At 36.2% G+C, this 24029-nt stretch carries 25 protein-coding genes; 13 read left to right on the top strand and 12 right to left on the bottom strand.

Annotation, left to right across the window (positions count from 1 at the left end):
• Nucleotides 1–13 precede the first annotated feature (13 nt).
• Nucleotides 14–1699, top strand: coding sequence for a gamma-glutamyltransferase (ggt, locus tag RTX21_RS00350; RefSeq protein WP_312764552.1), 1686 nt, complete (start codon nucleotides 14–16; stop codon nucleotides 1697–1699).
• Nucleotides 1700–1773: 74 nt separating this feature from the next.
• On the top strand, nucleotides 1774–3288 hold the full coding sequence (locus RTX21_RS00345; RefSeq protein ID WP_312764551.1) for a glycosyltransferase family 39 protein: 1515 nt from the start codon (nucleotides 1774–1776) through the stop codon (nucleotides 3286–3288).
• A 57-nt stretch (nucleotides 3289–3345) separates the two neighbouring features.
• On the opposite strand, the gene rny is transcribed toward RTX21_RS00345, so the two are convergent.
• The 10 genes from rny to RTX21_RS00295 all read right to left on the bottom strand — a co-directional run bounded on the left by rny (nucleotide 3346) and on the right by RTX21_RS00295 (nucleotide 11365).
• Complete coding sequence (rny, locus tag RTX21_RS00340) at nucleotides 3346–4917, bottom strand: ribonuclease Y (RefSeq protein ID WP_312764549.1); 1572 nt, start codon at nucleotides 4915–4917, stop codon at nucleotides 3346–3348.
• 321 nt (nucleotides 4918–5238) lie between these two features.
• Complete coding sequence (locus RTX21_RS00335) at nucleotides 5239–5526, bottom strand: cell division protein ZapA (protein ID WP_312764548.1); 288 nt, start codon at nucleotides 5524–5526, stop codon at nucleotides 5239–5241.
• Nucleotides 5527–5529: 3 nt separating this feature from the next.
• Nucleotides 5530–5832, bottom strand: coding sequence for a hypothetical protein (locus tag RTX21_RS00330; RefSeq protein WP_312764547.1), 303 nt, complete (start codon nucleotides 5830–5832; stop codon nucleotides 5530–5532).
• A 214-nt stretch (nucleotides 5833–6046) separates the two neighbouring features.
• On the bottom strand, nucleotides 6047–6730 hold the full coding sequence (locus RTX21_RS00325; protein WP_312765435.1) for an outer membrane beta-barrel protein: 684 nt from the start codon (nucleotides 6728–6730) through the stop codon (nucleotides 6047–6049).
• A gap of 119 nt (nucleotides 6731–6849) precedes the next feature.
• On the bottom strand, nucleotides 6850–7575 hold the full coding sequence (gene ubiE, locus RTX21_RS00320; RefSeq protein ID WP_312764546.1) for a bifunctional demethylmenaquinone methyltransferase/2-methoxy-6-polyprenyl-1,4-benzoquinol methylase UbiE: 726 nt from the start codon (nucleotides 7573–7575) through the stop codon (nucleotides 6850–6852).
• A 36-nt stretch (nucleotides 7576–7611) separates the two neighbouring features.
• Nucleotides 7612–8184 (bottom strand): hypothetical protein, encoded by a 573-nt coding sequence (locus RTX21_RS00315; protein ID WP_312764544.1) that lies wholly within the window; start codon nucleotides 8182–8184, stop codon nucleotides 7612–7614.
• Between the two features lie 71 nt (nucleotides 8185–8255).
• On the bottom strand, nucleotides 8256–9296 hold the full coding sequence (ribD, locus tag RTX21_RS00310; protein ID WP_312764542.1) for a bifunctional diaminohydroxyphosphoribosylaminopyrimidine deaminase/5-amino-6-(5-phosphoribosylamino)uracil reductase RibD: 1041 nt from the start codon (nucleotides 9294–9296) through the stop codon (nucleotides 8256–8258).
• A gap of 40 nt (nucleotides 9297–9336) precedes the next feature.
• Nucleotides 9337–9990 (bottom strand): hypothetical protein, encoded by a 654-nt coding sequence (locus tag RTX21_RS00305; RefSeq protein WP_312764541.1) that lies wholly within the window; start codon nucleotides 9988–9990, stop codon nucleotides 9337–9339.
• Nucleotides 9991–10037: 47 nt separating this feature from the next.
• On the bottom strand, nucleotides 10038–10829 hold the full coding sequence (gene nadE / locus RTX21_RS00300; protein WP_312764540.1) for an NAD(+) synthase: 792 nt from the start codon (nucleotides 10827–10829) through the stop codon (nucleotides 10038–10040).
• Between the two features lie 5 nt (nucleotides 10830–10834).
• Complete coding sequence (locus RTX21_RS00295) at nucleotides 10835–11365, bottom strand: GNAT family N-acetyltransferase (protein ID WP_312764539.1); 531 nt, start codon at nucleotides 11363–11365, stop codon at nucleotides 10835–10837.
• Nucleotides 11366–11412: 47 nt separating this feature from the next.
• Here RTX21_RS00295 and RTX21_RS00290 point away from each other — a divergent pair, with 47 nt between their 5' ends.
• The 8 genes from RTX21_RS00290 to pheA all read left to right on the top strand — a co-directional run bounded on the left by RTX21_RS00290 (nucleotide 11413) and on the right by pheA (nucleotide 18342).
• Nucleotides 11413–12396, top strand: coding sequence for a gliding motility protein GldB (locus RTX21_RS00290; RefSeq protein ID WP_312764537.1), 984 nt, complete (start codon nucleotides 11413–11415; stop codon nucleotides 12394–12396).
• Nucleotides 12397–12559: 163 nt separating this feature from the next.
• On the top strand, nucleotides 12560–12886 hold the full coding sequence (gene gldC, locus RTX21_RS00285) for a gliding motility protein GldC (protein WP_312764535.1): 327 nt from the start codon (nucleotides 12560–12562) through the stop codon (nucleotides 12884–12886).
• An 88-nt stretch (nucleotides 12887–12974) separates the two neighbouring features.
• Nucleotides 12975–14129 (top strand): cystathionine gamma-synthase, encoded by a 1155-nt coding sequence (locus RTX21_RS00280; protein ID WP_312764533.1) that lies wholly within the window; start codon nucleotides 12975–12977, stop codon nucleotides 14127–14129.
• Between the two features lie 71 nt (nucleotides 14130–14200).
• Nucleotides 14201–14698, top strand: a complete 498-nt coding sequence (locus RTX21_RS00275; protein WP_312764531.1) for an N-acetyltransferase family protein — start codon at nucleotides 14201–14203, stop codon at nucleotides 14696–14698.
• A gap of 5 nt (nucleotides 14699–14703) precedes the next feature.
• Nucleotides 14704–15774 (top strand): endonuclease/exonuclease/phosphatase family protein, encoded by a 1071-nt coding sequence (locus RTX21_RS00270; protein ID WP_312764530.1) that lies wholly within the window; start codon nucleotides 14704–14706, stop codon nucleotides 15772–15774.
• A gap of 138 nt (nucleotides 15775–15912) precedes the next feature.
• Complete coding sequence (locus RTX21_RS00265) at nucleotides 15913–16356, top strand: hypothetical protein (protein ID WP_312764528.1); 444 nt, start codon at nucleotides 15913–15915, stop codon at nucleotides 16354–16356.
• 140 nt (nucleotides 16357–16496) lie between these two features.
• The gene (locus RTX21_RS00260) at nucleotides 16497–17288 is read left to right on the top strand and encodes a DUF2490 domain-containing protein (protein WP_312764526.1); all 792 of its coding nucleotides are present in this window, start codon (nucleotides 16497–16499) and stop codon (nucleotides 17286–17288) included.
• 205 nt (nucleotides 17289–17493) lie between these two features.
• Nucleotides 17494–18342 carry a prephenate dehydratase gene (gene pheA / locus RTX21_RS00255; RefSeq protein ID WP_312764524.1) on the top strand — a complete coding sequence of 283 codons (849 nt, stop codon included), beginning with the start codon at nucleotides 17494–17496 and terminating at the stop codon, nucleotides 18340–18342.
• Nucleotide 18343: 1 nt separating this feature from the next.
• On the opposite strand, the gene RTX21_RS00250 is transcribed toward pheA, so the two are convergent.
• Complete coding sequence (locus RTX21_RS00250) at nucleotides 18344–18760, bottom strand: hypothetical protein (protein WP_312764523.1); 417 nt, start codon at nucleotides 18758–18760, stop codon at nucleotides 18344–18346.
• Nucleotides 18761–18815: 55 nt separating this feature from the next.
• On the bottom strand, nucleotides 18816–20213 hold the full coding sequence (locus RTX21_RS00245; RefSeq protein WP_312764521.1) for an amino acid permease: 1398 nt from the start codon (nucleotides 20211–20213) through the stop codon (nucleotides 18816–18818).
• A gap of 80 nt (nucleotides 20214–20293) precedes the next feature.
• Here RTX21_RS00245 and RTX21_RS00240 point away from each other — a divergent pair, with 80 nt between their 5' ends.
• The 3 genes from RTX21_RS00240 to RTX21_RS00230 all read left to right on the top strand — a co-directional run bounded on the left by RTX21_RS00240 (nucleotide 20294) and on the right by RTX21_RS00230 (nucleotide 23765).
• Complete coding sequence (locus tag RTX21_RS00240; protein WP_312764519.1) at nucleotides 20294–21367, top strand: glycosyltransferase family 2 protein; 1074 nt, start codon at nucleotides 20294–20296, stop codon at nucleotides 21365–21367.
• 190 nt (nucleotides 21368–21557) lie between these two features.
• Nucleotides 21558–22043, top strand: a complete 486-nt coding sequence (locus tag RTX21_RS00235) for a T9SS type A sorting domain-containing protein (protein WP_312764517.1) — start codon at nucleotides 21558–21560, stop codon at nucleotides 22041–22043.
• 27 nt (nucleotides 22044–22070) lie between these two features.
• Nucleotides 22071–23765: a hypothetical protein gene (locus RTX21_RS00230; protein WP_312764515.1), complete on the top strand. Its 1695-nt coding sequence runs from the start codon at nucleotides 22071–22073 to the stop codon at nucleotides 23763–23765.
• The last annotated feature ends 264 nt before the right edge of the window (nucleotides 23766–24029 follow it).

Here is a 24029-nt window from a genome sequence, read left to right as displayed (position 1 = left end):
ATAAATCAAGAATATGAAAAAAATACTATACGCAAGTTTCCTTTTATCAATCACGGTTTCTGCACAATATACAGACTTTGATCTTATCAAAGAAGTCAAAGTTAAGAACAAAGGTGTTGTGGTTTCTGCACATCCTTTGGCAAGTGAAGCGGGTGCCAGGATTATGAAAGAAGGCGGAAATGCCTTTGATGCGTCTATTGCGACACAATTGGCTTTAGCGGTTGTTTATCCTCAGGCAGGTAATATCGGAGGAGGTGGATTTCTGGTTGCGGTAACTTCTGACGGAAAAAAAATAGCATTAGACTATCGTGAAACGGCGCCGTCTAAAGCAAGTTTCGATATGTATTGGGATGAAAAAGGAAATGCCAATACAGATCTGTCACAATATGGGAGATTGTCAGTCGGCGTTCCGGGAAGTATCTCCGGAATGTTTGAAACAATGAAATATGCGAAATTGCCCTTTTCAAAATTGATAGAACCTGCGATAGATTTAGCTCAAAAAGGTTTTGCAATCACAGAACAAGAAGCTGATTTGCTGAATCGTCATCAAGATGATTTTAGGAAACATAACAAGAACAAAATTGTTTTTATTAATGAAAAAGGCTGGAAAGCAGGTGATTTGTTGATCCAGCCGGAGTTGGCGGAAACATTAAAACGAATCCAAAAGTCTGGAGAAAAAGAATTTTATGAAGGAAAAACGGCTGAATTAATTCTTGCCGAAATGAAACTCGGAAATGGAATCATCCAGGCAAAAGACCTTAAAAATTATAAAACGAAAGAAAGAAAAGCCTTGTCTTTTGATTACAAAGGAAACGAGATTGTGTCAATGCCAATGCCTTCCAGTGGTGGAACTTTACTTGCGCAGATGCTGAAAATGGCCTCTTATCAAGATCTGTCAAAGTATCAGCAAAATTCTGTTGAAGCGGTTCAGATCATGGTAGAAGCTGAGAGAAGGGCTTATGCAGACAGAGCAGAATATATGGGCGACCCGGATTTTACCGAAGATAAAACCCAGATGTTGATTTCTGATGATTACTTAAAAAACCGTTGGAAATCTTACAATTCAAATTTAGCGACACCAAGTAAAGATGTTGGTAAAATAGTCAATCAGCCGAAAGAAAGTGCAGAAACTACACATATCTCGATATTGGATAAGTTTGGGAATGCAGTTTCTATTACGACAACACTTAATGGTTATTACGGAAGCAAAACCGTTGTCTCAGGAGCAGGATTTTTCCTGAACAACGAAATGGACGATTTCTCAATAAAACCAGGCGTTCCGAATATGTTTGGAGCTGTTGGAGGAGAAGCTAACAAAATAGAACCCGGAAAGAGAATGCTATCGTCTATGACGCCGACAATAGTTCTAAAAGATGGGAAAGTAAAAATTGTGGTTGGAACTCCTGGAGGAACAACGATTCCTACTTCGGTTTTTCAGGCGATTGTTGGCGTGATCGATTTTAAGCAAAACGCCAATTTCTCAATCAATACACCGAAGTTTCATCACCAATGGTTACCGGAAGTTGTGAAAGTAGAATATGACTTCCCGAAAACGACTATCAAAGTTCTTGAGAAAAAGAATTATAAATTCGAAAAGATCAAACAGATTGGAAAAACGGAAATTATTCTTGTTGATGAAAATCAAAATATCCACGCTGTTGCGGATGGGAGAGGAGATGATTCTGTGGCTGTAGAGTAGTTTAAATTTTAAAATCTATGCAGATAATGTAACAAATTGTTCATCAGTATTGTCTTTTTAAGAAAGAAAACTAAATGAAAAGAACTTATATCTTACTATGTTTTATAATTGTTAAATTCGTCATGCATTATTTTTTAATTGGACCAGAATATGAATTACAAAGGGATGAATTCCTACATCTGGATCAGGGAGATCATTTAGCTTGGGGATATTTGTCTATCCCTCCGGTTACTTCCTGGATCTCGTACGTTATAAAACTACTAGGGAATTCGGTTTTTTGGATCAAGTTTTTTCCGGCACTTTTTGGGGCATTAACAATTTATGTCGTTTGGAAAACTATCGAAGAGCTTGGAGGAAATCTTTTTGCACTGATAATTGGGGCAAGTTGTGTTACGTTCTCAATTTTATTCAGACTGAATATTTTATATCAACCTAATTCTTTGGATGTTCTTTGTTGGACAACGCTGTATTATTTTATTGTAAAATATCTGAATACCGAAAAGTCTAAATGGATTTATTGCATTGCAATTACTTTCGCAATTGGATTCTTGAACAAGTACAATGTTGTTTTCCTGATTTTAGGAATGATTCCTGCAATTTTTTTGACATCTGAGAGAAAAGTGCTTCTCAATAATCATTTGTATATTGGATTTGCATTAGCATTGATATTAATTACTCCCAACTTAATTTGGCAATACAATAATGATTTTCCTGTTTTTCATCATCTTGAAGAATTGTCGGACACTCAATTGGTGAATGTCAATCGTTGGGATTTTATAAGGTCACAATTTTTATTTTTCCCGGCAACGTTTCCTTTTTTAATTCTAGGATTGTTTTCTTTATTAAGATATCAAGAATTTAAAAAGTATCGATTATTGTTTTGGTCTTTCTTTTTTACAATAGGGATTTTCTTGTTTTTTAAAGCGAAAGATTATTATGCGATTGGCATTTATCCTATATATTTTGCTTTTGGAGCAGTTTATATTTCAAAATTATTGGATAACAAGGTTGGTGGGTTTATTAAACCTATATTGGTTGTTTGGACCATTGTCGCATTTATTCCTGTGTACAATATTACTTTTCCAAACAAAAGTCCTCAGTATATTGAAAATCATTTTGACAAATACAGAAAGCTTGGAATGCTGACCTGGGAAGATGGAAAACAACATCAATTACCACAGGATTTTGCTGATATGCTGGGCTGGAAAGAGTTGGCAAAAAAAGTAGATAGTATTTATATAAAAATGCCAAGTCAAAAAAATACTTTGGTCTTATGTGATAATTATGGACAGGCTGGAGCTATTAATTATTATTCAAAACAAGGGATTAGGGCAGTTTCTTTTAATGCTGATTACATCAACTGGTTTGATTTGAATATCAAATATGACCACGTGATCAGAGTGAAGAATGCTTCTGAGAGAAATAAGGAATTGAAAGAAACGGCTCTTTATTTCCAAAAATCACAAATGTCGGATTCTATTACCAATAGATTTGCCAGGGAATATGGAACGACAATTTTTTCTTTTGTTGATGCTAAAATTGATATTAATGAAAGAATAAAAGAGGAGATAGAAGAAGAAAAATGGTAATTCAAAAAAGAAAGGCTTCCAAATCTGAAAGCCTTTCTTTTTTTATTTCAAAGTCTGTTATCTAGCAATATTAACAGCTCTTGTTTCTCTAATTACAGTTACTCTTACTTGTCCAGGATAAGTCAATTCATTCTGGATCTTTTCTGATATATCGTAAGACAATTGGTAAGCATTTTCGTCATTCACTTTTCCGCTTTCTACCATAACTCTCAATTCTCTACCTGCCTGAATCGCATAAGCGCTGGAAACACCTTCGAAACTCAAAGCAGCAGCTTCCAGGTCTTTCAATCTTTGTATGTAAGATTCTAAGACTTGTCTTCTTGCACCTGGTCTAGCACCAGAGATAGCATCTGCAACCTGGATGATCGGAGATAGAAGAGATGTCATTTCTATTTCATCATGGTGGGCTCCAATTGCATTGATTACTTCTGCATTTTCACCATATTTCTCAGCCCATTGCATACCTAGAAGTGCGTGCGGCAATTCTGATTCCTGCTCAGGGACTTTCCCGATATCGTGTAATAGACCAGCTCTTTTTGCAAGCTTTACATTCAATCCTAACTCAGCTGCCATTGTCGCTGCAATATTCGCAACTTCTCTTGAGTGCTGAAGTAAATTTTGTCCATAAGAAGAACGGAATTTCATTCTACCAACAACCTTTACCAACTCAGGGTGAAGACCGTGGATTCCAAGATCGATAATGGTTCTTTTACCAACCTCGATGATCTCTTCCTCGATATGTTTTCTGGTTTTTTCAACCACTTCCTCGATTCTCGCCGGGTGAATTCTACCATCCGTCACCAATCTGTGTAGAGACAATCTTGCAATCTCTCTTCTCACTGGATCGAAACAAGAAAGAAGAATGGCTTCCGGAGTATCATCCACAATGATCTCTACGCCGGTTGCTGCCTCCAAAGCACGAATGTTTCTACCTTCTCTACCGATGATCCTACCTTTGATCTCATCAGATTCAATATTAAATACTGAAACCGAATTCTCAACCGCCTGCTCCGTTCCAATTCTTTGGATGGTTTGGATTACGATTTTTCTTGCCTCACTTTTAGCATTCAGTTGTGCCTCTTCCATGATGCTTTGAACGTGTGCAGATGCTTTGGTTTTAGCTTCAGCTTTCAAAGATTCTACCAGTTCGTTCTTAGCTTCTTCAGCAGAATAATTGGAGATTTTTTCCAACATCTCTACTTTTTGAGCTGTTGCAACATCTAGGTCATGTTGTTTTTTCTGAATGACCTCCAACTTTTTATTGTAGTCGTTTACCTGTCTTTCAAGGTCCTTTTCAAGCTTTCCTGCTTTACTAAGCTCATCATTCAGCTTGTTTTCTTTATCTTTTATCCTTTTTTCGGCTTCCTGCATTTTTTTTTCTCTCTGATTGATATTGGAATCGTGTTCCGATTTCAATTCCAGAAATTTTTCCTTGGCCTGCAGATGTTTTTCCTTTTTTATAGCCTCCGCCTGAACTGTCGCTTTTTCTATAATGTTCTCGGCACTTTTTTTGGCATCTTCTATAATGAATTGAGCTTTTGAATTGAGGGAACTTTTACCGAATAAAAGCCCACCGACCGCTCCTATGAGAATTGCCACGACACCGATGATAATAGTGATTGTGTCCATAAATTTAATATATATTGAGTTTAATTATCTCTTTAATTGCTGAAAGTCAGATGTCTCTGAGGTAAGATGATTTCATTTCTTACAAAGACTTTCTTTTCCAAATTTTAATAAACTTCCGTCATCCAGCTTCTGACGAAAAATAAAAAAACCTACAACAGTTCAGTTATAGAGTAAACTCCATAAAAACACGATTTGAACTGATTTTCACTCTCTGTAATCTGCGCAAGGCAGCACGCCATCGAATGAACTTTCGTCCGGTAATTTTTAATTGTTGAGTTTACTTCTTTGTGTTAGAACTATTGTAGGCAGCTTGTAATAGAATTATTTTTCCAATTGCTCCAAGAGCGTGTTGATTTTTGCAACACGTTCATTTGTATTTATAATATTTTTTTCATTGTTTAAAGAATACACCTCCGCATTGGTACCCAGTTTCAAAGCGCACATTGCAAGAGCATCCTGTTTGTCCCTTACATCGAAACTTGCCTCGAAATCCTTGATCATACTTTCTATCTGTTTCCCTACTTTACGCAAGGTCTCTTCTTCTGCAGCTGGTACATTCAATGGATAATTTCTTCCCGCAATATTGATTGTTATTCTTCTGAAATCCATTTTTTATAAACCACTGTTTTGTAATTCAGAAACGCACATATCTATTTCTTTTACCAACCGATTGATGTGATTTTTCATCAGCTTGTTATGCTCTGCGTTTCCCGATATTGCTGAATAGAGCTTTAATTCTTTGTTTTCTTCTACTAATTTCTGGTTTCTGCGTTTTTCCTCGGCATATTCTTCCTTCACTTTTTGTAGCTCGTCAGACATTTCTGCATATTTTTCCGAAAGATTCTTATACTTTTTATAAAGATTGAGAATCTTTTTCTCTAAAACAGAAAAGTTGTTTTCTAATTCGCTTAACATCACCAGAATCAAATTCTAACTTTTACAAAAATAGGAAAAATTAATGATGAATTAACACGATATTTTTCTTTTGTGAAATTGATGTTTTTTGTATTTGATTTATAATGAGTTAGTTTTTGATGCGCGATTCGGAATGATTATAATTGATTGTTTTTGCTTCTGTTTATCATCATATTTAAGCAAAAAAAGCTTTCATAAGAAAGCTTTGTTTATTTTATTCAAATTTCAAAACGAACATGAACGCCCGCGATTGTAATGTGGAGATGGCAGGTGACCAGTAAGGTGGAGTAGTTGCTTTATCTGCTACCAACTCGTTATTGGTGAAGAAGGTTCCTCGGATTGCTGGTGTCAGTTTGAACCTTTCAAAATAGAATTGAATCCCGATCTCTGCCGACCATCCAAAATTATGTGTTGTTGTACGGAAGACATTTTGCTGATTATCACTTTCTGATGTCTCATTGGACTGCAAGTTCATTAGGTAATTGATCCCCGCTGCTGCATAAGGGCGAGAATTATACCAACGGTCTCCATGGATTTCCAACAAGATAGGAACATCCAAGTATGTGGATTTTACGATCTTTTTAGAATCAGTGTCTGTAAATTCTGCCAAAGGCGTGAAAGGTGGATTGTAATTGCTTCCTCCTGTATATTGATTGCTGTTATCAAATGTATTGAAAGTCAGATCTCTTTGTACGAAATGTAACCCCGGCTCTATTCTTAGATCAAAAAATTCATTTAATCTCATCTTTCCGATCAATCCCGCCCCAAAGCTGTAAGTAGATTTGGATTCAACAAGGTTTTTATTGCCATCCATTCCCAATACAGGATTCAGATTCATTTTATAATCAAAATTATTTCCTGCCAAATAAAACCCATAACTGAATTTTTCCAGATCCATGGCCTCTCTGTTGTGAGTTCTGTCTCTGGTCCTGAAAAGATTGTTGTAATTCTGAGCATGGATAGTGCTTCCAGAAAGGATGATAAAAGATAAGATATTCAATAAACGTTGCTTCATTCTTATTTGGTAGCTTTATAAATGGTAGCTATTCCCAGACTTAATTTTGTATATTCTACTTTTCTGAAACCTGTATCCAGAAGTATCGTTTTCATTTTTTCGCCAAAAGGAAAAGCATTCACAGAATCTGGAAGATAGGTGTAAGCTCTATTGTCCTTGGACACCAAACGCCCAATAGCAGGCAAAATGTTCTTGAAATAGAACATGTAGAATGGGCCTAAAAATCCTTCTACTTTTGAGAATTCTAAGATATAAATACTTTTGTTCTCTTTTACAACTCTTCTCAATTCTGATAAACCTTTTTCCAGATTTTCAAAATTTCTTACTCCAAATGCAACGGTTACTCCATCAAATTTATTGTCCTCGAACGGAAGTTGTTCTGCATCTCCTTTTTGCATAGATATTTTTCCATCCAGCTTTTGCTTTCTTATTTTTTCAATGCCTACGTTCAACATCTGCTGGGAAAGGTCTAGTCCCACAACATCTGCATTGGTTCCTTTCTGTACCGTTATCGCCAAATCACCGGTTCCTGTAGCAACATCTAAAACCAGCTCTGGTTTGTCTTTTTTCAGCATATCCACCAATTTGTTTCTCCAAAGAACATCTATTTTCATAGACAGGACATGGTTCAGAAGGTCATATTTTGGTGCAATGTTGTCAAACATGTCTTCTACCTGACTTTTCTTGCTGTACTCTGAGTTATATGGTGTTACGTTGTTATGTTCCATTTTATAGTTGATAAAGGATAAACGATAATTGATTAATTATAGTTTATAATAATTTTTGTAATAATTGATAAAATCTTGTTTTCTGAAGATCTTGGATCGACTTTCGGTTTTCGCTACATTTTTGATGATGCGATCATATTCTTCGTCCAAATTATAATAGAAATCTTCAGAATAAAGTTTGTTCATTTTTTTTACATCACCCAAGTATTGCTTTTTATCGATCTCGATGCCTGGTTGCGATGCGATCAAAGAATCTTTGTTGAGTCCGTAACCATAATATTGGTTGTTGATGTAATAGTCCTTATGGGTAATGTTGATCAGTCCTCTAACCTTTTCTACAGTGAAAGCTGAATCATAGATCATTTTTTTGTTCTGATCAAATACTTGGATACTGTTCTTCCCTTTGTTAAGGTCAACTTTCAGATATTGTCCGGCAGAAAGTATATTTTCATTTCCATTGTTGATTTTGAAATAATAAGTTTCAGGCGTCGGGTTATCCACCAAATAGTAGTTTGGTTTTGCCAAAAACAAAAAGTAAATAGCAAAAGCAAATCCCATTGCCAGCAGAGAGAATAATAAACCTTTTATAGACGGACTCAGGTTTTTCATGTAATCAAAATCATATTAAAGGTGCGAATTTACGCATTTTTTCTCAGTCACTAATTTTTATGATTCTGATATTAATCAAGGCTTTGATTCTTGAAAAACAAAACCTCGGTATCTCTCAATTTTTCTGTTTTTTGAGGAATTAGATCAAAATTTGGTGCTTCTGTTCCGTTTTCAAGATAGAGATTGGGGTTTTTGAAAATAATAGTTTCGTCCCAAATGTTTTCATCAATGAATTGCTGTAATGTAAATCTACCGCCTTCTATAATCACAGACTGGATCTGTAATTCATACAACTTTTCTAAGATTTGATCAATGGAATTTTCCTTTTCTATTTTAATAAATTTCAGATGGTTTTCCTTTGAATCTTTGATTGAATTGAATATAATAGTTTTAGCTTCATTATTGTATATTTTAAAATCAATAGGAACTTCCAGATTAAAATCAATTAAAATCCTTATTGGATTTTTACCTTCGATTTCTCTCACGGTTAAGCTCGGATTGTCATGAAAGGCTGTGTTTTTTCCAATCAAAATAGCATGCTCTTCACTTCTCATTTGATGGACGAACTGCTTCGATAAAGAATTGCTGATTTGAATGGGTTTGAAATTTTTGTCCATGAAACCATCTGCAGATTGTGCCCATTTCAGGACAATATAAGGTCGCTTTTTCTCGTGATAAGTGAAAAAACGTTTGTTGAGTTCTCTGCATTCGTCTTCAAAAACTTCGGAAACGACTTCTATTCCTGCGTCGGTAATGATTTTTTTGCCTTTTCCGTTCACTTTATCGTGGCTATCCATTGCGCCAATCACCACTTTTTTAAAGCCTAATTCTACAATTTTCAAAGAACAAGGTGGTGTTCTTCCAAAATGTGCACAAGGTTCTAAAGAAACATAAATCGTGGATTCTGGAATTAGATGTTTGTCCTTATCTTTTACAGAATTGATTGCGTTAATTTCCGCATGTGGTTCGCCCGCTTTTTTGTGAAAACCTTCACCAATGATCTTGTCATTATGGACGATAACCGAGCCAACCAAAGGATTGGGATAAGTTTGTCCCAAAGCTTTTTCGGCTAATTCGATACAGCGTTTTATGTAGAATTCGTCGTTCTTCATTATTTAACTTCTAACTTCTAACATCTAAAATCGGAAATAATTATTTCTTCTTGTCTACTTCTGTCGGTTTGTATGTCACGGGTGGAATTGCGGTTTTGATGGCAGCTTCCATTATTCTCCCTCTTTCTTTTGATAAGGACCTTGCTGCGTATTTTAGATCACCAGCAATTCTTTTGGAATAAGAAAAAATAACGAATGATTTTTTTTCACCCGTATCAAAACTCTTGAATCTGTCAAGGTTGTATTCCGCAAAAGGTTCGCCTTCGTTTGGTGTGGTTGTGGTGAGATAATCTACGATGATTTCTTTGCCGTCTGGACTCTCTGTTACACTCACAAAAGAATATTTGTCCTGAGTTTTATCTCTGCGCTTCTCCACAAAATCTACTTTTTGTTTGATGGCTGTTTCCATATCAATCTCTTTGTCAAAGTAAGAAATGTTGATCAATTCCTTATAATTGCTGAGTTCATCATCCCGCATAATGTACTGCTGCTGAGCCCAAGTTGCAGAGTTTTGTTTGCTCAATGCCAGTAAAAATTCATTACCCATGAAGTTTATCGGACCAGGAATATTCAGTCGATCAATAACCGTTACTGGAGTACCAATCGTTGTTTCTTCGGTTTTTGTTTCCTGAGAATGAAAACTGGATGTGAAAACAAAAAAGCTTAAAACAGAAAGTAGAATTTTATTTTTCATAAATAAGTTTTATTTGATGTGTTGAATCTTAAGTCTTGTTTTTTCATTTATTTTAATTCCAAAGGAATCTCACATACCGGGATTGGATTCATCTTATGCTGAGTTGCTCGGTTAAATCTCAAATAGATAGTCATCACTTCTTTTTGTCTGCCTTCGAAATCTGCTTCAGTTTTTCCGGCTTCCTGCTGTTCCATTGCCCATTCCAATTCGGGATAAGTAGCACCGATCTGGTCTTCGTCCGTTCTTTCCACTTCCCAAAGTCCGTCCGTTGGTTTAGCAACTTGGATACTTTCAAGGATTCCTAATTCTTTGGCGATCTCATAAACCTGAGTTTTGTAAAGGTCAGCGATAGGAGAGATGTCTACGCCTCCGTCACCATATTTTGTAAAAAATCCAACTCCGAAATCTTCTACTTTGTTTCCAGTTCCGGTTACCAAAAGTCCATTGATTTGCCCATAATAATAAAGTGTTACCATCCTCAATCTGGATCTTGTATTAGCTTCTGCAAGGTTTTTATTGGGCGAATCGTCTTTGTAACCTTCTGTTGTTTTTTCAAAACTTTCGAAAGTTGGCGTGAGATCAACACGGAAACCTTCAACATTGGAAAAATTAGATTTAAGAAAATCAATATGGTCTTGAGCTCTATCTACTTGGTCAGCTTTTTGACGAATCGGCATTTCCAAAACCAAAGTCTGCAGTCCTGTTTTTGCTGCTAAGGTTGAAACAACTGCGGAATCTATCCCTCCGGAAACTCCTACTACAAAACCTTTTGAGTTTGCTTTGGTTGCATAATCCTTTAACCAGTTGACAATATGATCGATTACTTTTTGTGTCTGCATTATTTTTATTTTCTATTATTTTTTTCTAATTCGAACCAATTGCAAATATCGCCTTTATCAAGAAAAGTTCCTTTGTTTTCAAAACCTAATTTTGTAAGAATATGATTAGAAGATTCATTACCTACATCAGCATAAGCATAGATTTTATCAGCATTTAGTTGATTGAAACCAAGGTCTAATGAAGCCAAAGCAGATTCCGTAGCATAACCTTTTCCCCAAAATTCAGGGAGAAAACGATAGCCCAACTCATAAATATTTTTGAATCCATTGACTTCATCCGTCAAAAATTTGATTCCACACCACCCGATAAATTGATTACTTTCCTTTTCAATAACAGCCAATCTTCCGGTTCCGTTATTTTGATATTGATTGATGATATTCTCAAGCATTTTTACGGATTCTTCTTTGTGAGTTAAAGGGGGAACACCAACGTATTTCATAACTTCAGGATTACTGTCAAGTAAGAAAATGTTATCAACATCTTCATCCGTTAATTTTCTTAACATCAATCTTTCTGTAAATATTGGGAGCTTCATCTATTAAAATTGTATTTTTGCTTTTCGAAAATCTTAATGTAAAAATAATGAAGTTTTTCCGATATATCACGATTTCTGCGGTTTTAGTTTTTGGATTGAGTTCCTGCAAAAAAGAAAATGAAAACCAATGGAATATCGAAATCAAAAATCCTGTTAAAAAAGTACAGGTCACAGATTTGTCTGGTGAATTCTATAATTCTTCGGTAAGTTTAGAAGATTTCAAAAAGAAATATCCTTGGTTTCAAGGTTCTGTTCCGGACGCCGATTATGGAGATCGCCGAAAAGATACGATGGAAGTTCGCATTTATAAAGAAGCGATTTCTAAGATTGATAAGACTAAGCTAAATAAAGAACTTGTCGATTTGTTTTCTCATATCAAAAACTATTTTCCGAAATTCGTTCCGCCTCATATTTATTTATATTCATCGGTGATTGACCCTCAAAATGTTACAGACCCGATTTTTCTGAGAGAAGATGAGAATATGTTATTTGTTGATATTACTGGTTTTATGGGAGATGGAAACAAAAACTATAATGGTCTCGATCTATATTTTCAAAAATCTATGAATCCGGAAAATCTGGTTCCGAAAATCTCTGCTTTTTTTGCAGCAAGATTAGTTCCGGCGCCAATTGATCAGCAAAAATTTTTGGATCAGATGGTTTACCAAGGAAAAGTTCAGATTCTTCAAGATGCATTTTTACCGAATGTACTGGATAATCTGAAAATGAATTATACAAAAGCGCAATACGATTGGGCAGTTGCTAATGAGGCCAATATTTGGAATTATTTTGTCGAGAATGATTTACTCTTCAGTGCAGATGCCAATCTTTCTGAGCGATTCATTACGCCTGGACCATTTTCAAAATTCTATACAGAAGTGGATAGAGAAAGTTCTCCGCAAATTGCTATCTGGACAGGTTGGCAAATTTGTAAACATTATCTGAAAGCACATCCGGAAGAAAAGCTACAAGTATTTTTGAAAAAGAATGCAACTGAGATTTTCAACGCATCAGATTATAGACCGAAATAGAGTTGGAGAATGAGAGAGTTTGTGAGTTTGAGAATTATAAATCTTAGTTAAGTTTGTAGTTTATGCTGAGCTTGTCGAAGTAACTTTGTGAACTTAGAAACAATTATTAATTTAAAAAAAAATCTTTGGACTTTGTGTTCAAAAGCATATTAAAATAAAATCAATGAAAAAGACAAAAATAATTATAGATGTAGAGCTGGACGATAACCACGTGCCGGAAAAAATGTTCTGGAAAGCCGAAGATGGCGGCATCAAAAGACAGGAAACCAAAGCTGCGATGATTTCCGTTTGGGACAGCAAAGCTATGGAAGCGCTTAGAATCGACCTTTGGACAAAAGATATGCCTGTTGACGAAATGAAGCGGTTTTTTCACCAGATTTTAGTTTCTATCGGACATACTTACGAAAGAGCAACTAGTGAAGAAGATGTAGCACAATGGCTTAGTGAAATTGCTGAAGAATTCGCTGTGAAGTCGGCTATTAAAATGTAAAATTAATGTAATCATATACCAATGTAACAGTTTACCAATAAATTCAATTGTTACATTGTTAGATTTTTAGATTGGTAAATTAAATATTATGAAATTCAATACAAAAGTAATACACGGTGGGCAACACCACGAGCCTGCTACTGGAGCAGTCAATGTTCCTGTATTTTTAACATCAACATTCGCACAAAAAAGTCCGGGACAATTGCTTTCCGGTTACGAATATTCCAGAGGAGCAAACCCAACAAGACAAGCTTTGGAAGATTCTTTAGCGAGCATCGAAAACGGAGTGAGAGGTTTGGCTTTCGGTTCCGGTTTGGCCGCGATTGATTGTGTTTTGAAATTGCTGAGTCCTGGTGACGAAGTGATTGCTGTGGACGACCTTTACGGCGGTTCTTACAGAATGTTCACAAGATTATTTGAGAAGTATCAGCTGAAATTCACTTTTATCGGTTTTGATAATGTTGAAGAATTGGAGAACGTGATTACAGATAAAACCAAATTGATTTGGCTTGAAACTCCGACCAATCCGTTGATGAAATTGGTGGATATCAAAATGGTTGCTGATGCTGTAAAAGGTAAAGATATTTTGGTTGCTGTTGATAATACATTTGCAACACCTTATATTCAGAAACCATTGGATTTGGGTGCTGATATTGTAATGCATTCTGCAACGAAATATTTGGGCGGACATTCTGATGTGATTGCCGGTGCTTTGATTGCAAAAGATGCGGAATTAGGAGAGAAATTACATTTCATCCAGTTTGCAAGTGGTGGAATTTTGGGACCTCACGATTCTTATTTAGTCTTGAGAGGAATCAAAACTTTGGCGCTCAGAATGCAAAGACATTCCGATAATGGTTTCGAGATTGCTAAATATCTTGAGAATCATCCTTTGGTAGAAAAGATTTATTATCCGGGATTATCATCTCATCCACAATACGATTTGGCGACAAGACAAATGACGGAATTTGGCGGAATGGTTTCTTTCACGTTCAAATCTGGGAAGAAAGAAGACGCAATTAAATTCTTAGAAAATGTAAAAGTTTTCACTTTGGCAGAATCTTTGGGTGGAGTAGAATCGTTGGCGAATCTTCCTGCGATGATGACGCACGCATCGATTCCAGAAAATAAAAGAGCAGTTCTTGGAATCACAGACGATTTGGTTAGACTAAGCGTCGGAATCGAAGATGCAGAAGATTTGATTGCTGATTTGGAACAAGCGTTTAATTCAATAAATGATTAACGATAAATGATTATTGATTGAATATTTTGAATCATTTATCAATCATCATTCATCAATTATAATAAAAAAATATGACTTTTCGTGATGCGACTTTAGATGACCTTCCGAAGATTGTGGAAATTTACAATTCTACCGTCGCATCACGCTTGGTTACTGCTGATTTGGAACCTGTTTCTGTGGAAAGTAAAATCGATTGGTTTCATCAGCATAATTCAGAATTTCGTCCGCTTTGGATAATTGAAGATTTTCATAGAAATACAATTGGCTGGGTTAGCTTTCAGGATTTTTACGGGAGACCGGCTTATCAGAAAACCGCTGAAATCAGTATTTATCTCTCTGATAAATCCCGTGGAAAAGGCTACGGAAAGCAGATTCTGGAATCTTGCATCGAAGAAGCGCCAAATCTCGGAATCGAAAATCTTCTCGCATTTATCTTTGCTCATAATCTTCCGAGTTTGACTTTGTTTGAGAAATTTGGTTTTGAATTGTGGGCGAATCTCAAAAATATCGCTGAACTTGACGGCGAAAAAAGAAGTTTGATTATTCTCGGAAAAAATATTAAGAATTAACTTAAATGGAAAGTATCACACACTGTTTGTATTGGGTTATTTCCGTTTTAGCGATTCTGTCTGTGCTGATTCCGGCTATCAGAAATACTTACTGGACTTTCAGAATTTTCGATTATCCTCGCTTTCAGAAATTTATCATTCTTCTAGTTCTTATTTTTGCTTGGTTTTTCACTTTTGAAAATCCGAATATTTCCGAATATATAATTCTTGCTGTTGAGGTGATTTGCGCAGGTTATTTGTTTTACATCATTCTTCCTTACACAGATTATGGGAAAACGATGATTGATAAAGCGCAACCAAATTCTGACGAAAAAGTTTTAGATATTCTCGTTTGTAATGTTTATCAGCATAACCGGAATTATCAGAAATTAATTGATTTGGTTAAGGAAGAAAATCCGTCCGTATTATTCTTTTTGGAAACCGATGAAGAATGGCAAGATGCATTGAAAACTGTCACACAGGACTACAAATATAAAATCGAAGTTCCTTTGGCCAATACTTACGGACTTTTGTTTTACAGTCATTTTCCTGTTAAAAATTATGAAATCAATTATTTGATTGATGATGATATTCCGTCGATTGTGGCGGATTTGGAATATAACAATCAAACGGTTAGATTATTCGGAATTCATCCGACTCCGCCGGTTCCGCAGGAAAACCCTGAAAGTACGGAACGTGATGCCGAGATTCTTCTGGTTGGTGAAAAAGCAGAGGAATTTGGGAAACCAGCAATCGTCTTTGGAGATTTGAATGATGTCGCCTGGTCCAGAACGACCAAGTTATTTCTAAAATCCAGCGGAATGCTCGACCCACGACGTGGACGGGGAATGTTTAATACGTTTCATGCAAAATATTGGTTTCTGCGTTGGCCACTTGACCATTTTTTCGTGAGTCCACATTTCCGATTGGTCGATATGAAAGTGATGAAATCTGTTGATTCTGACCATTTTCCGATTTGGATTTCGCTTGTTGTGAGAAATGAAGATAAGGAAGACCAATTCGAAATTTCAAACGAAGAACAAGAAGAAGTTTTTGAAAAAATAGAAGAAGGCATCGAAAAAGGTGACGCTAATTAAATTGATTCAAAATATTAGTCACGCAGATTTAGCAAATTTGCTGATTTTTTTTCAATAAATGAATCAGCTAAATTTGCTAAATCCGCAAGATATAATTTTTTAAAGATTTTTCTTAACTTTAATATTAAATCAAATTTTATGAAAAAACTGATTCTTGCTTTCGCAGTTTTCTTTTGTGTTCAATTTTCTTTTGCTCAAAAATCAGAAGCAAATCCAATTTATATTGTTGATAATGTGATTGTTTCTAATGTTTTGCTTCACAGTTTCAACCCGGAAGACATCGAAAGTATTCAGGTTTACAAATCGCCGTCTTCGCAAATTGAACAATATGACGACCTCGTGAAAAATGGTTTGATTAATATCAATATGAAAAAGCCCTTGAATCTCGAAAAAGTAACTATTTTCGAAGCCAAGAAAAGATTGAATCTCACAACAGAATCCAGATTTTTTCTGAATGATATCGAAGTTCACAATGAATCGATTCTAATTGCGGAAGACCTTTTGAAAAGAGCCAGAATTCTACAGCCTGATAAGAAATTCAATAATTATAAAGTTCCTGCAATCAGCATAGAAACTTATTGAATTTTAATGAAGTTAAAATCTTTGTGCCTCAAATATAAGTTTCATTTTAAATTATTTTGTGCCTTTGCGTTAAAACTAAATATACTTTTGCTTTTGCCTTTCTGAATCACTATTTTTGTTGAAATCGATAACAATTCAATATGGTTTTCACTAAAGCAAAATTATTCTTTAGCGCATTATTCTTAGTTTTAATTTCAAATTCTTTTTCCGGACAAAACAGAATCAGCAATCGCAACAATATCGGCTGGTACGCTTATAACGGAACATTCAGATTAGATTCCAAATTCTCCATCCACACCGAATATCATTGGAGAAGAAATGATTATATCACGACCTGGCAACAGAGTCTTTTGCGTTTGGGAATCAATTATCAGGCAAACCCGAACTTACAATTGCGTCTTGGTTACGCTTGGGCAGAGACTTTTCCTTACGGCGAAATCCCATTGAACGGAATGGGAAAAGATTTCACAGAACACAGGATTTACGAAATGGCAACTGTGACAAACAAGATTGCAAAAATCGATTTGTCGCATCGTTTTATGCTGGAACAACGCTGGGTCGGGCGATATTCCAATGCCAATCTGACTTCCGAAGACCAATATCCGTTTATGAACCGGGCGCGTTATATGATTCGTTTACAAATGCCTTTAATAGGAAATTCGATTGTAGCGAAAACGCCTTACGCAGCGGTTTACGATGAGGTAATGATTGGATTTGGGAAAAATGTTGGCGAAAATATTTTTGACCAAAACCGAATCGGAGTTTTGTTAGGTTACAAATTCAATGATTTGGTTAGAGTAGAAGGCGGTTATCTGAATCAGATTGTGCAGTTAGGAAGGGAAGTGGAAGGTGAAAATGTTTTTCAATATAATAATGGTTTTATCGTGAGTGCTAATTTTAATTTCGATTTTTCTAAGAAAAAGGTTGATTAGTTATAACCACAAAAGGCACAAAAGTTTAATTGCTAAAAAGGGCTTCGACTCCGCTCAGCCTGACATTGTAATAATTAAAGTTGCTATTAGAATTGTTATCCTGAGTATCTCGACTTCGCTCAATATAAGCTAAGTCGAAGGATTTAGTTTGATGTTCATTTATCTTTTGTGCCTTTGCGGTTCAAAAATTATTTAATTTCGCAAAATGAAAATAGCATTCCTAGGACCCGAAGCGTCTTTTACACAGTTGACCGCAACTCAATTATTCCCAAACGAAGAGTTGATTCCGAAAGCTAATATTTTGGATTGCTTTTTAGCGGTTCAAAATAATGAAGTTGATAAAGCGGTTGTTCCGTTGGAAAACTCGATAGAAGGAACGGTTTCTATGACTTTGGATTATCTTTATCAGACACCGGAAATCAAGATTGAAGCGGAAGCGGTTATGCCAATTGCGCATCATCTGATGATTCATCCGAGTCAGGAAAATGATGCTCAAATTGAGAAAATCTATTCTCATCCGCAGGCGCTTGCACAAAGTTTTCATTTCCTGAATCAAAAGTATCCTTACGTCCCTAAGCAAGATTTTGCTTCGACTGCAGCGGCAGCAAAACGTGTTTCGGAGAATCCTGAAAGAAAGATTGCAGCGGTTGCAAACAAATTTGCTGCGAATCTATACGGTTTGAAAGTCATTGACGACAATATCCACGATGTGGAGGAGAATCATACCCGGTTTATTGTAATTTCCAAGACCGAGAATTCGTATGAAAATGAAATGCAGAGTATCGGAAAAAAAACAGCGATGCTCATCACTTTACCGCAAGACCACGCCGGAGGTTTACATCAGGTTTTATCGGTTTTTGCGTGGCGCAATATGAACCTTAGCAAAATCGAATCCCGAACTTTGAAAACCAAATTGGGAAATTATTTCTTTTTCGTGACTGTGGTCGGCGATTGGAACGATGTTCTTTATATTAATTCGATTGATGAGCTTAGAGCAATTGGTGCGGATGTTAAGTTTTTGGGGAATTATAAGGAGTTTTTGTTGGAGGGATAAATTACTTAGCGCGATTTGCATAAAATTCTTTATTGTAATGATTTCCTAAGTTTAATACTGATTTCGCGTTGGAGAATTTTATATTTTCGTTTTCAACTTTCAAAATTTTGTCATTGTCGTAATAGTAAATGGCTTTGTAAATTTGTTGCATTTCAGATTTTGAATTCCAATCTTCAATTTCTATTATTGCTTTAATGACTTTTTTATTGTGAAAATAATAAGTCTTTTTATAATAAAAATCGGTTGAAGAATTGTCTCTAATTCTAAAAAGTTCGGTTTGTGATTTGTTTTTCAAATCATAAGTTGAGAAGCCACCTTTTATGTCTCTCTTTTTGTTTAACATTTCTCCCTCCGAAATTCCTTCTATTAATTCTTTATTTTTATCAATAGAGTTAGCAACACTATCTATATTTTTCACAGTTATTTCAGTTTGTGAATTTTGTGAAAAAACAAAAATTGAAAATAGTAAAAAATTAATCTTCACTAGTATTTACACTTTTCTTATTAATAAAAAAATAAACCGGCAACCCCAACAAAATTAATCCCAATCCCGGCCAGGTATATTGTGGTTTATAGATGAATAACAGAATACAGAATCCGGTTCCGATCAAAAGATAGAGAACAGGTGTGAAAGGATATAGTAATGTTTTGTAACCTCTTTCCAGTTCCGGTTTTTTGATTCTAAGATAGATGACACCAAAAACTGTAATCATATAAAATAAAACAATCACAAACGAAATCATATCCAGCAAATCGCCGTATTGTCCGCTAAGACAAAGCAGACTTGCCCAGATTCCCTGCATCCAAAGTGATTTTGCAGGAACGCCGTTTTTATTGTTTTCAACTGCAGATTTTAGGAACAAACCATCTTTTGCCATTGTCTGGAAAACTCTTGCGCCTGCGAGAACAATGCCGTTGACACAGCCAAAAGTCGAAATCATCACAAGAACTGCAATGATTATAGTTCCTGCATTTCCGAACATTTTTTCGGCGGCAGCAATAGCAACTCTGTCATTCGCAGCAAATGCGATAGAATCTCTGTCAAGTGCGTTGATATAAACAAAATTCACCAAAAGATAAAGAATCATCACAGCAGAAGTTCCGAGAATCATTGCTTTTACAACGTTCTTTTTTGGATTCTCGATTTCGCCGGAGATGAAAGTCACATTTTCCCAAGCCACAGAACTGAAAACAGAACCAACCATTGCAGCTGCAATTCCGCCCAGAATAGTTGCTCCGGAAATACTTTTCCATTCGGTTTGTTTCATGTTCTGGAAAGCGTCCCAGCCAAACCTCATATTGGAACTCCAGTTGGATTGATTAATTAAGATAAAACCTAAAATAATCAAACCGAGAAGCGCAATAATTTTGGAAGAAGTAAAAACATTCTGCAATATTTTACCAAACTGAACGCCTTTCGTATTCACAAAAGTCAAAAACAGAATCACAACAATCGCTAAAATCTGAATCCATGTGATTTTAAAGTCACCATTTTGAAAAATCGGAGCTGCATCATTAAGGCTAGGAATCAAATAAGCCGTGAATTTTCCAAACGCCACAGCAACCGCAGCGATTGTTCCGGTCTGGATAACGGTGAACATTCCCCAACCGTAGAGAAAACCCATCAGTTTTCCAAAAATCTCTGTGATGTATGTGTATTGTCCGCCTGCTTTCGGGAACATCGCAGAAAGTTCGCCATAGCTTATTGCTGCAGCAATGGTCATCACCGCTGTAATCAGCCAAACCACAATCATCCAGTATCCTGAACCGAGATTCCGCATGATGTCTGCGCTCACGATAAAAATCCCGCTTCCTATCATTGAGCCCATTACGATCATCACAGCGTCCCAAAGTTTGAGTTTTTTCTCCATAGTTTTTATTAATAATCAAATATAATAATAATCAGGACATTAAAACCTGTATATTTAAACCATGGAAAAACTTTTGGTCTATGAAAATCAGTTTGTGTCTCATTGTTAAAAATGAAGAGGAGGTTTTAGCAAGATGTCTGGAAAGCACCAGGGATTTTGCGGATGAAATCATTGTCGTCGATACAGGTTCTACCGATAACACTAAAGAGATTGCAAAACAATTCACGGATAAAGTTTATGATTTTGAATGGATCGATGATTTTTCTGCCGCTCGGAATTTTGCATTTTCCAAAGCAACTATGGATTATCAGATGTGGCTGGATGCTGACGATGTAGTTCCTGAAAAATCGGTTAAGCAAATCAATGAGTTGAAGAAAACTTTAAATGATGATGTTGAGATAGTCACGATGAAATATGTCTTGTCATTTGACCAAAATAACAAACCTGCGTTCTATTCTACCCGGGAAAGGTTGTTTAAAAGAAGTAAGGATTATGAATGGATCGATCCGGTTCACGAATGTATTCCATTAATAGGGCAACTGCAATATACTGATATTGAGATTTGGCATAAAAAAACCAAAATCGAAGCGCTTTCTACCAGAAATATTGACATTTACAGAAATTTGGAAAATATTGGGAAAGAGTTTTCCCCAAGACAACTATATTATTATGCTAGAGAACTGAGGGATCATGGAAGATTACAGGAAGCTATTGTCTATTATGAGAAATTTTTGGCAACGGAATTAGGTTGGTTTGAGGATATAATTAGTGCTTCGTATGATCTGGCTGTTTGTTATAAAAATATTGGTCAGAGAAATAAAATTCTTCCGACTTTGCTAAAAAGTTTTGAATATGACATTCCAAGAGCATCGATTTGTTGCGAATTGGGCTATTACAATAAGGACGAAGGCAATTATGATCTGGCATTTCGATGGTTTGATTTAGCAACAAGGCTAGCCAAACCCACTTCCGTAGGGTTTATTCACGATGATTATACGGGCTATATACCGAATGTTGAAGCTTGTGTTTGCCTATGTTTTTTGGGGGATTACCAAAAAGCTCATGAATATAATGAAAGAGCTTCTTTATCAAGACCCGATTGTTCTTCTGTGAAACAAAATAGAGAATACCTGAAAACAATGTTAGGGCACTAATTTGAAAAGCCTATAAATTATAAATGTTATCTCGTTGCTCATATTCCATGAAAAGATATTGCTGTATTATTTTTCATAAAGGTGATTTGTGATTTTTTTTATATCATTTATAATAAATTAATATTTGTATCATATATATGTATATATTTGTATATCAATGAAAAACTAATAAATATATAATATATACGATATGAAAACTATATTAACCACGGGTTGTTTTTTGCTGTTTGGTTTTTCTATATCTATTTCGGCACAAGAATCTATTAATGCCGCAGGTGTAAATTTATCAGGCTCTAACGGCAAGGTGACATCTTCTATTGGTCAAACGTTCTATGAGACATCAGCTTCTTCGTCAGGAAGTGTTTCTGCAGGTGCTCAACAATCTTACGAAATAACAGAGACATTAGGTTCTGAAATAGCGGAAATAAACCTAAGTCTTAAAATCTACCCGAATCCAACCCCGGATATATTATATCTAAAGGTTGGATTTAATGATTGTAGAAAATATCGCTATGAACTTTTTGATGGAAGTGGAAAGGTTTTAACCGGTAGGTCTGTCAATGAGGCTCAAACTTCTATTTCAATGTCATCTTATCCTGCGGCTGTTTATTATCTTAAAATAGCAAAGGAAGGTAAAGTTGTGAAGATTTTTAAAGTTCTGAAAACTGATAAATAAAATAACTAATAAATAATTAATTTAACTATGAAAAAGCTTTCTTTTCTAGCAGCCTCTTTGGCTTCTGTTTTAGCATTCTCCCAATCTCAGGATGCTATGAGTTATCAGGCTATTATAAGAAACTCAAGCAATGAACTGGTCAAGAATCAGAATGTAGGGATGAAATTCTCTATATTGAAGGGGTCTCCAACAGGAGCGGTCGTGTATTCTGAAACACAAAGCCAACAAACTAATACTAATGGTTTGATTACGGCTAAGATAGGTGCTGGAACAATTGTAAGTGGTTCGTATTCAACAATTGACTGGGGTGCTGATACTTATTTCATTAAAACAGAAACAGATCCTAATGGTTCAACGAATTATACTATAACGGGAACATCTCAACTATTGAGCGTGCCTTATGCATTGTATGCAAAAAATTCTGGAAGTTCGCTTCCTGGCCCTACAGGAGCTACAGGCGCAACAGGTCCTGCGGGCGTAATAGGTGCAACTGGCCCTCAGGGCATTCAGGGCGTTACGGGTAATACTGGCCCCGCAGGCGCACAAGGTGTAACAGGTGCTGTAGGAACGACTGGTGCAACAGGCCCTCAGGGAATCCAGGGCGTTACAGGTAATACTGGTCCTGCAGGAGCACAAGGTATAACAGGTTCTACTGGTGCAACTGGCCCTCAGGGAATCCAAGGCATTCAGGGTGTTATAGGTAATACAGGCCCCGCAGGCGCACAAGGTGTAACAGGTGCAGTAGGAGCGACTGGCGCAACAGGTCCTCAAGGAATCCAAGGTATTCAGGGTGTTGCAGGTAATACTGGTCCTGCAGGCGCACAAGGTGTAACAGGTGCAATAGGTGCAACTGGCCCTCAAGGTGTTCAGGGAGTTACAGGCGCAACGGGTACTGCCGGCGTGCAAGGAGCGACGGGTGCAACTGGCCCTCAGGGACCGATTGGAGCAATAGGTCCAGTAGGTGCTCAGGGGGATACAGGAGCGACTGGTCCTACAGGACCAACTGGTACGGCTGGTGTTGGTATTTCCAATGGAACTACAGGTTCTCAGATTGTTCTGACCAGTTCTGTAGCGCCATATTCTCCTGGAGCTCCTCAAACGGTAACGGGTGATATTACCATAAATTCATCTGCTGTAACTACTATTGGTACAAATGCAATTACCACGAATAAAATCAAAGATGGTGCGGTTACTGTAGCTAAAATTTCTACGACATCTGGAACGGCAAGTTCTTCCACATATCTTAGAGGTGATGGAACCTGGTCTACGCCAGGTAGTGGAGGAAGTGGCGCTAGTATTGCTTTAAGTGCTACAAATACTGCTAATGTATCTATAGCTACGGGCAGTAGCAGTACACCGGACGTTCCATTTTCATTTAATTCTTATGGTACGCCGGGTTCTGGGACATTCGATGGTAGTAAATATACTGTAGCAACGGCGGGGATTTATACAATTAATGTACATATCTTATCGACAGCAGCGAGCACTTCTGTGAGTTTACGCCCAATCATATATGTAAATAGTACACCAGCTGTTTATGGAGTCATTAATTCTGCAAGTGCTAACTGGCCAACTTCGACAGGTAGCTCCTCGGTGTTGACTTACACAAATTATTTTACAGCCGGCGATATTATCTCTATATATGTTAATAACCAAAATAGTATAAATACAGCTCCTGTTTCAACCAATGGCACTACAAAATTAATCATCTTAAAGTTATAGGTTATAACAAGATATTCTAAAAAGACTGTCAAATTTTGGCGGTCTTTTGTTTTTTAAGCTAAAATTTAATCCTTCAGCTTTAATATCGCAAAAATCGTTTTAATTCAATATTATGAAAATAATCCTTTCAAAAGATATTTTGAATAAATATAAATGAATAATTTTCTTGAAAATATTCTATAAAATGAAGAATTTATTAAATTTTTAATAATGATTTGCCACGTTCACCATAAAAGTGTAATTTTGCCACTTCAATTTTAACAA

Source organism: Epilithonimonas sp., assembly GCF_032054305.1.
Classification (GTDB): domain Bacteria; phylum Bacteroidota; class Bacteroidia; order Flavobacteriales; family Weeksellaceae; genus Epilithonimonas.
Note: the sequence above shows the minus strand (reverse complement) of the source record. Positions and strands in the feature narration are given on the sequence as shown.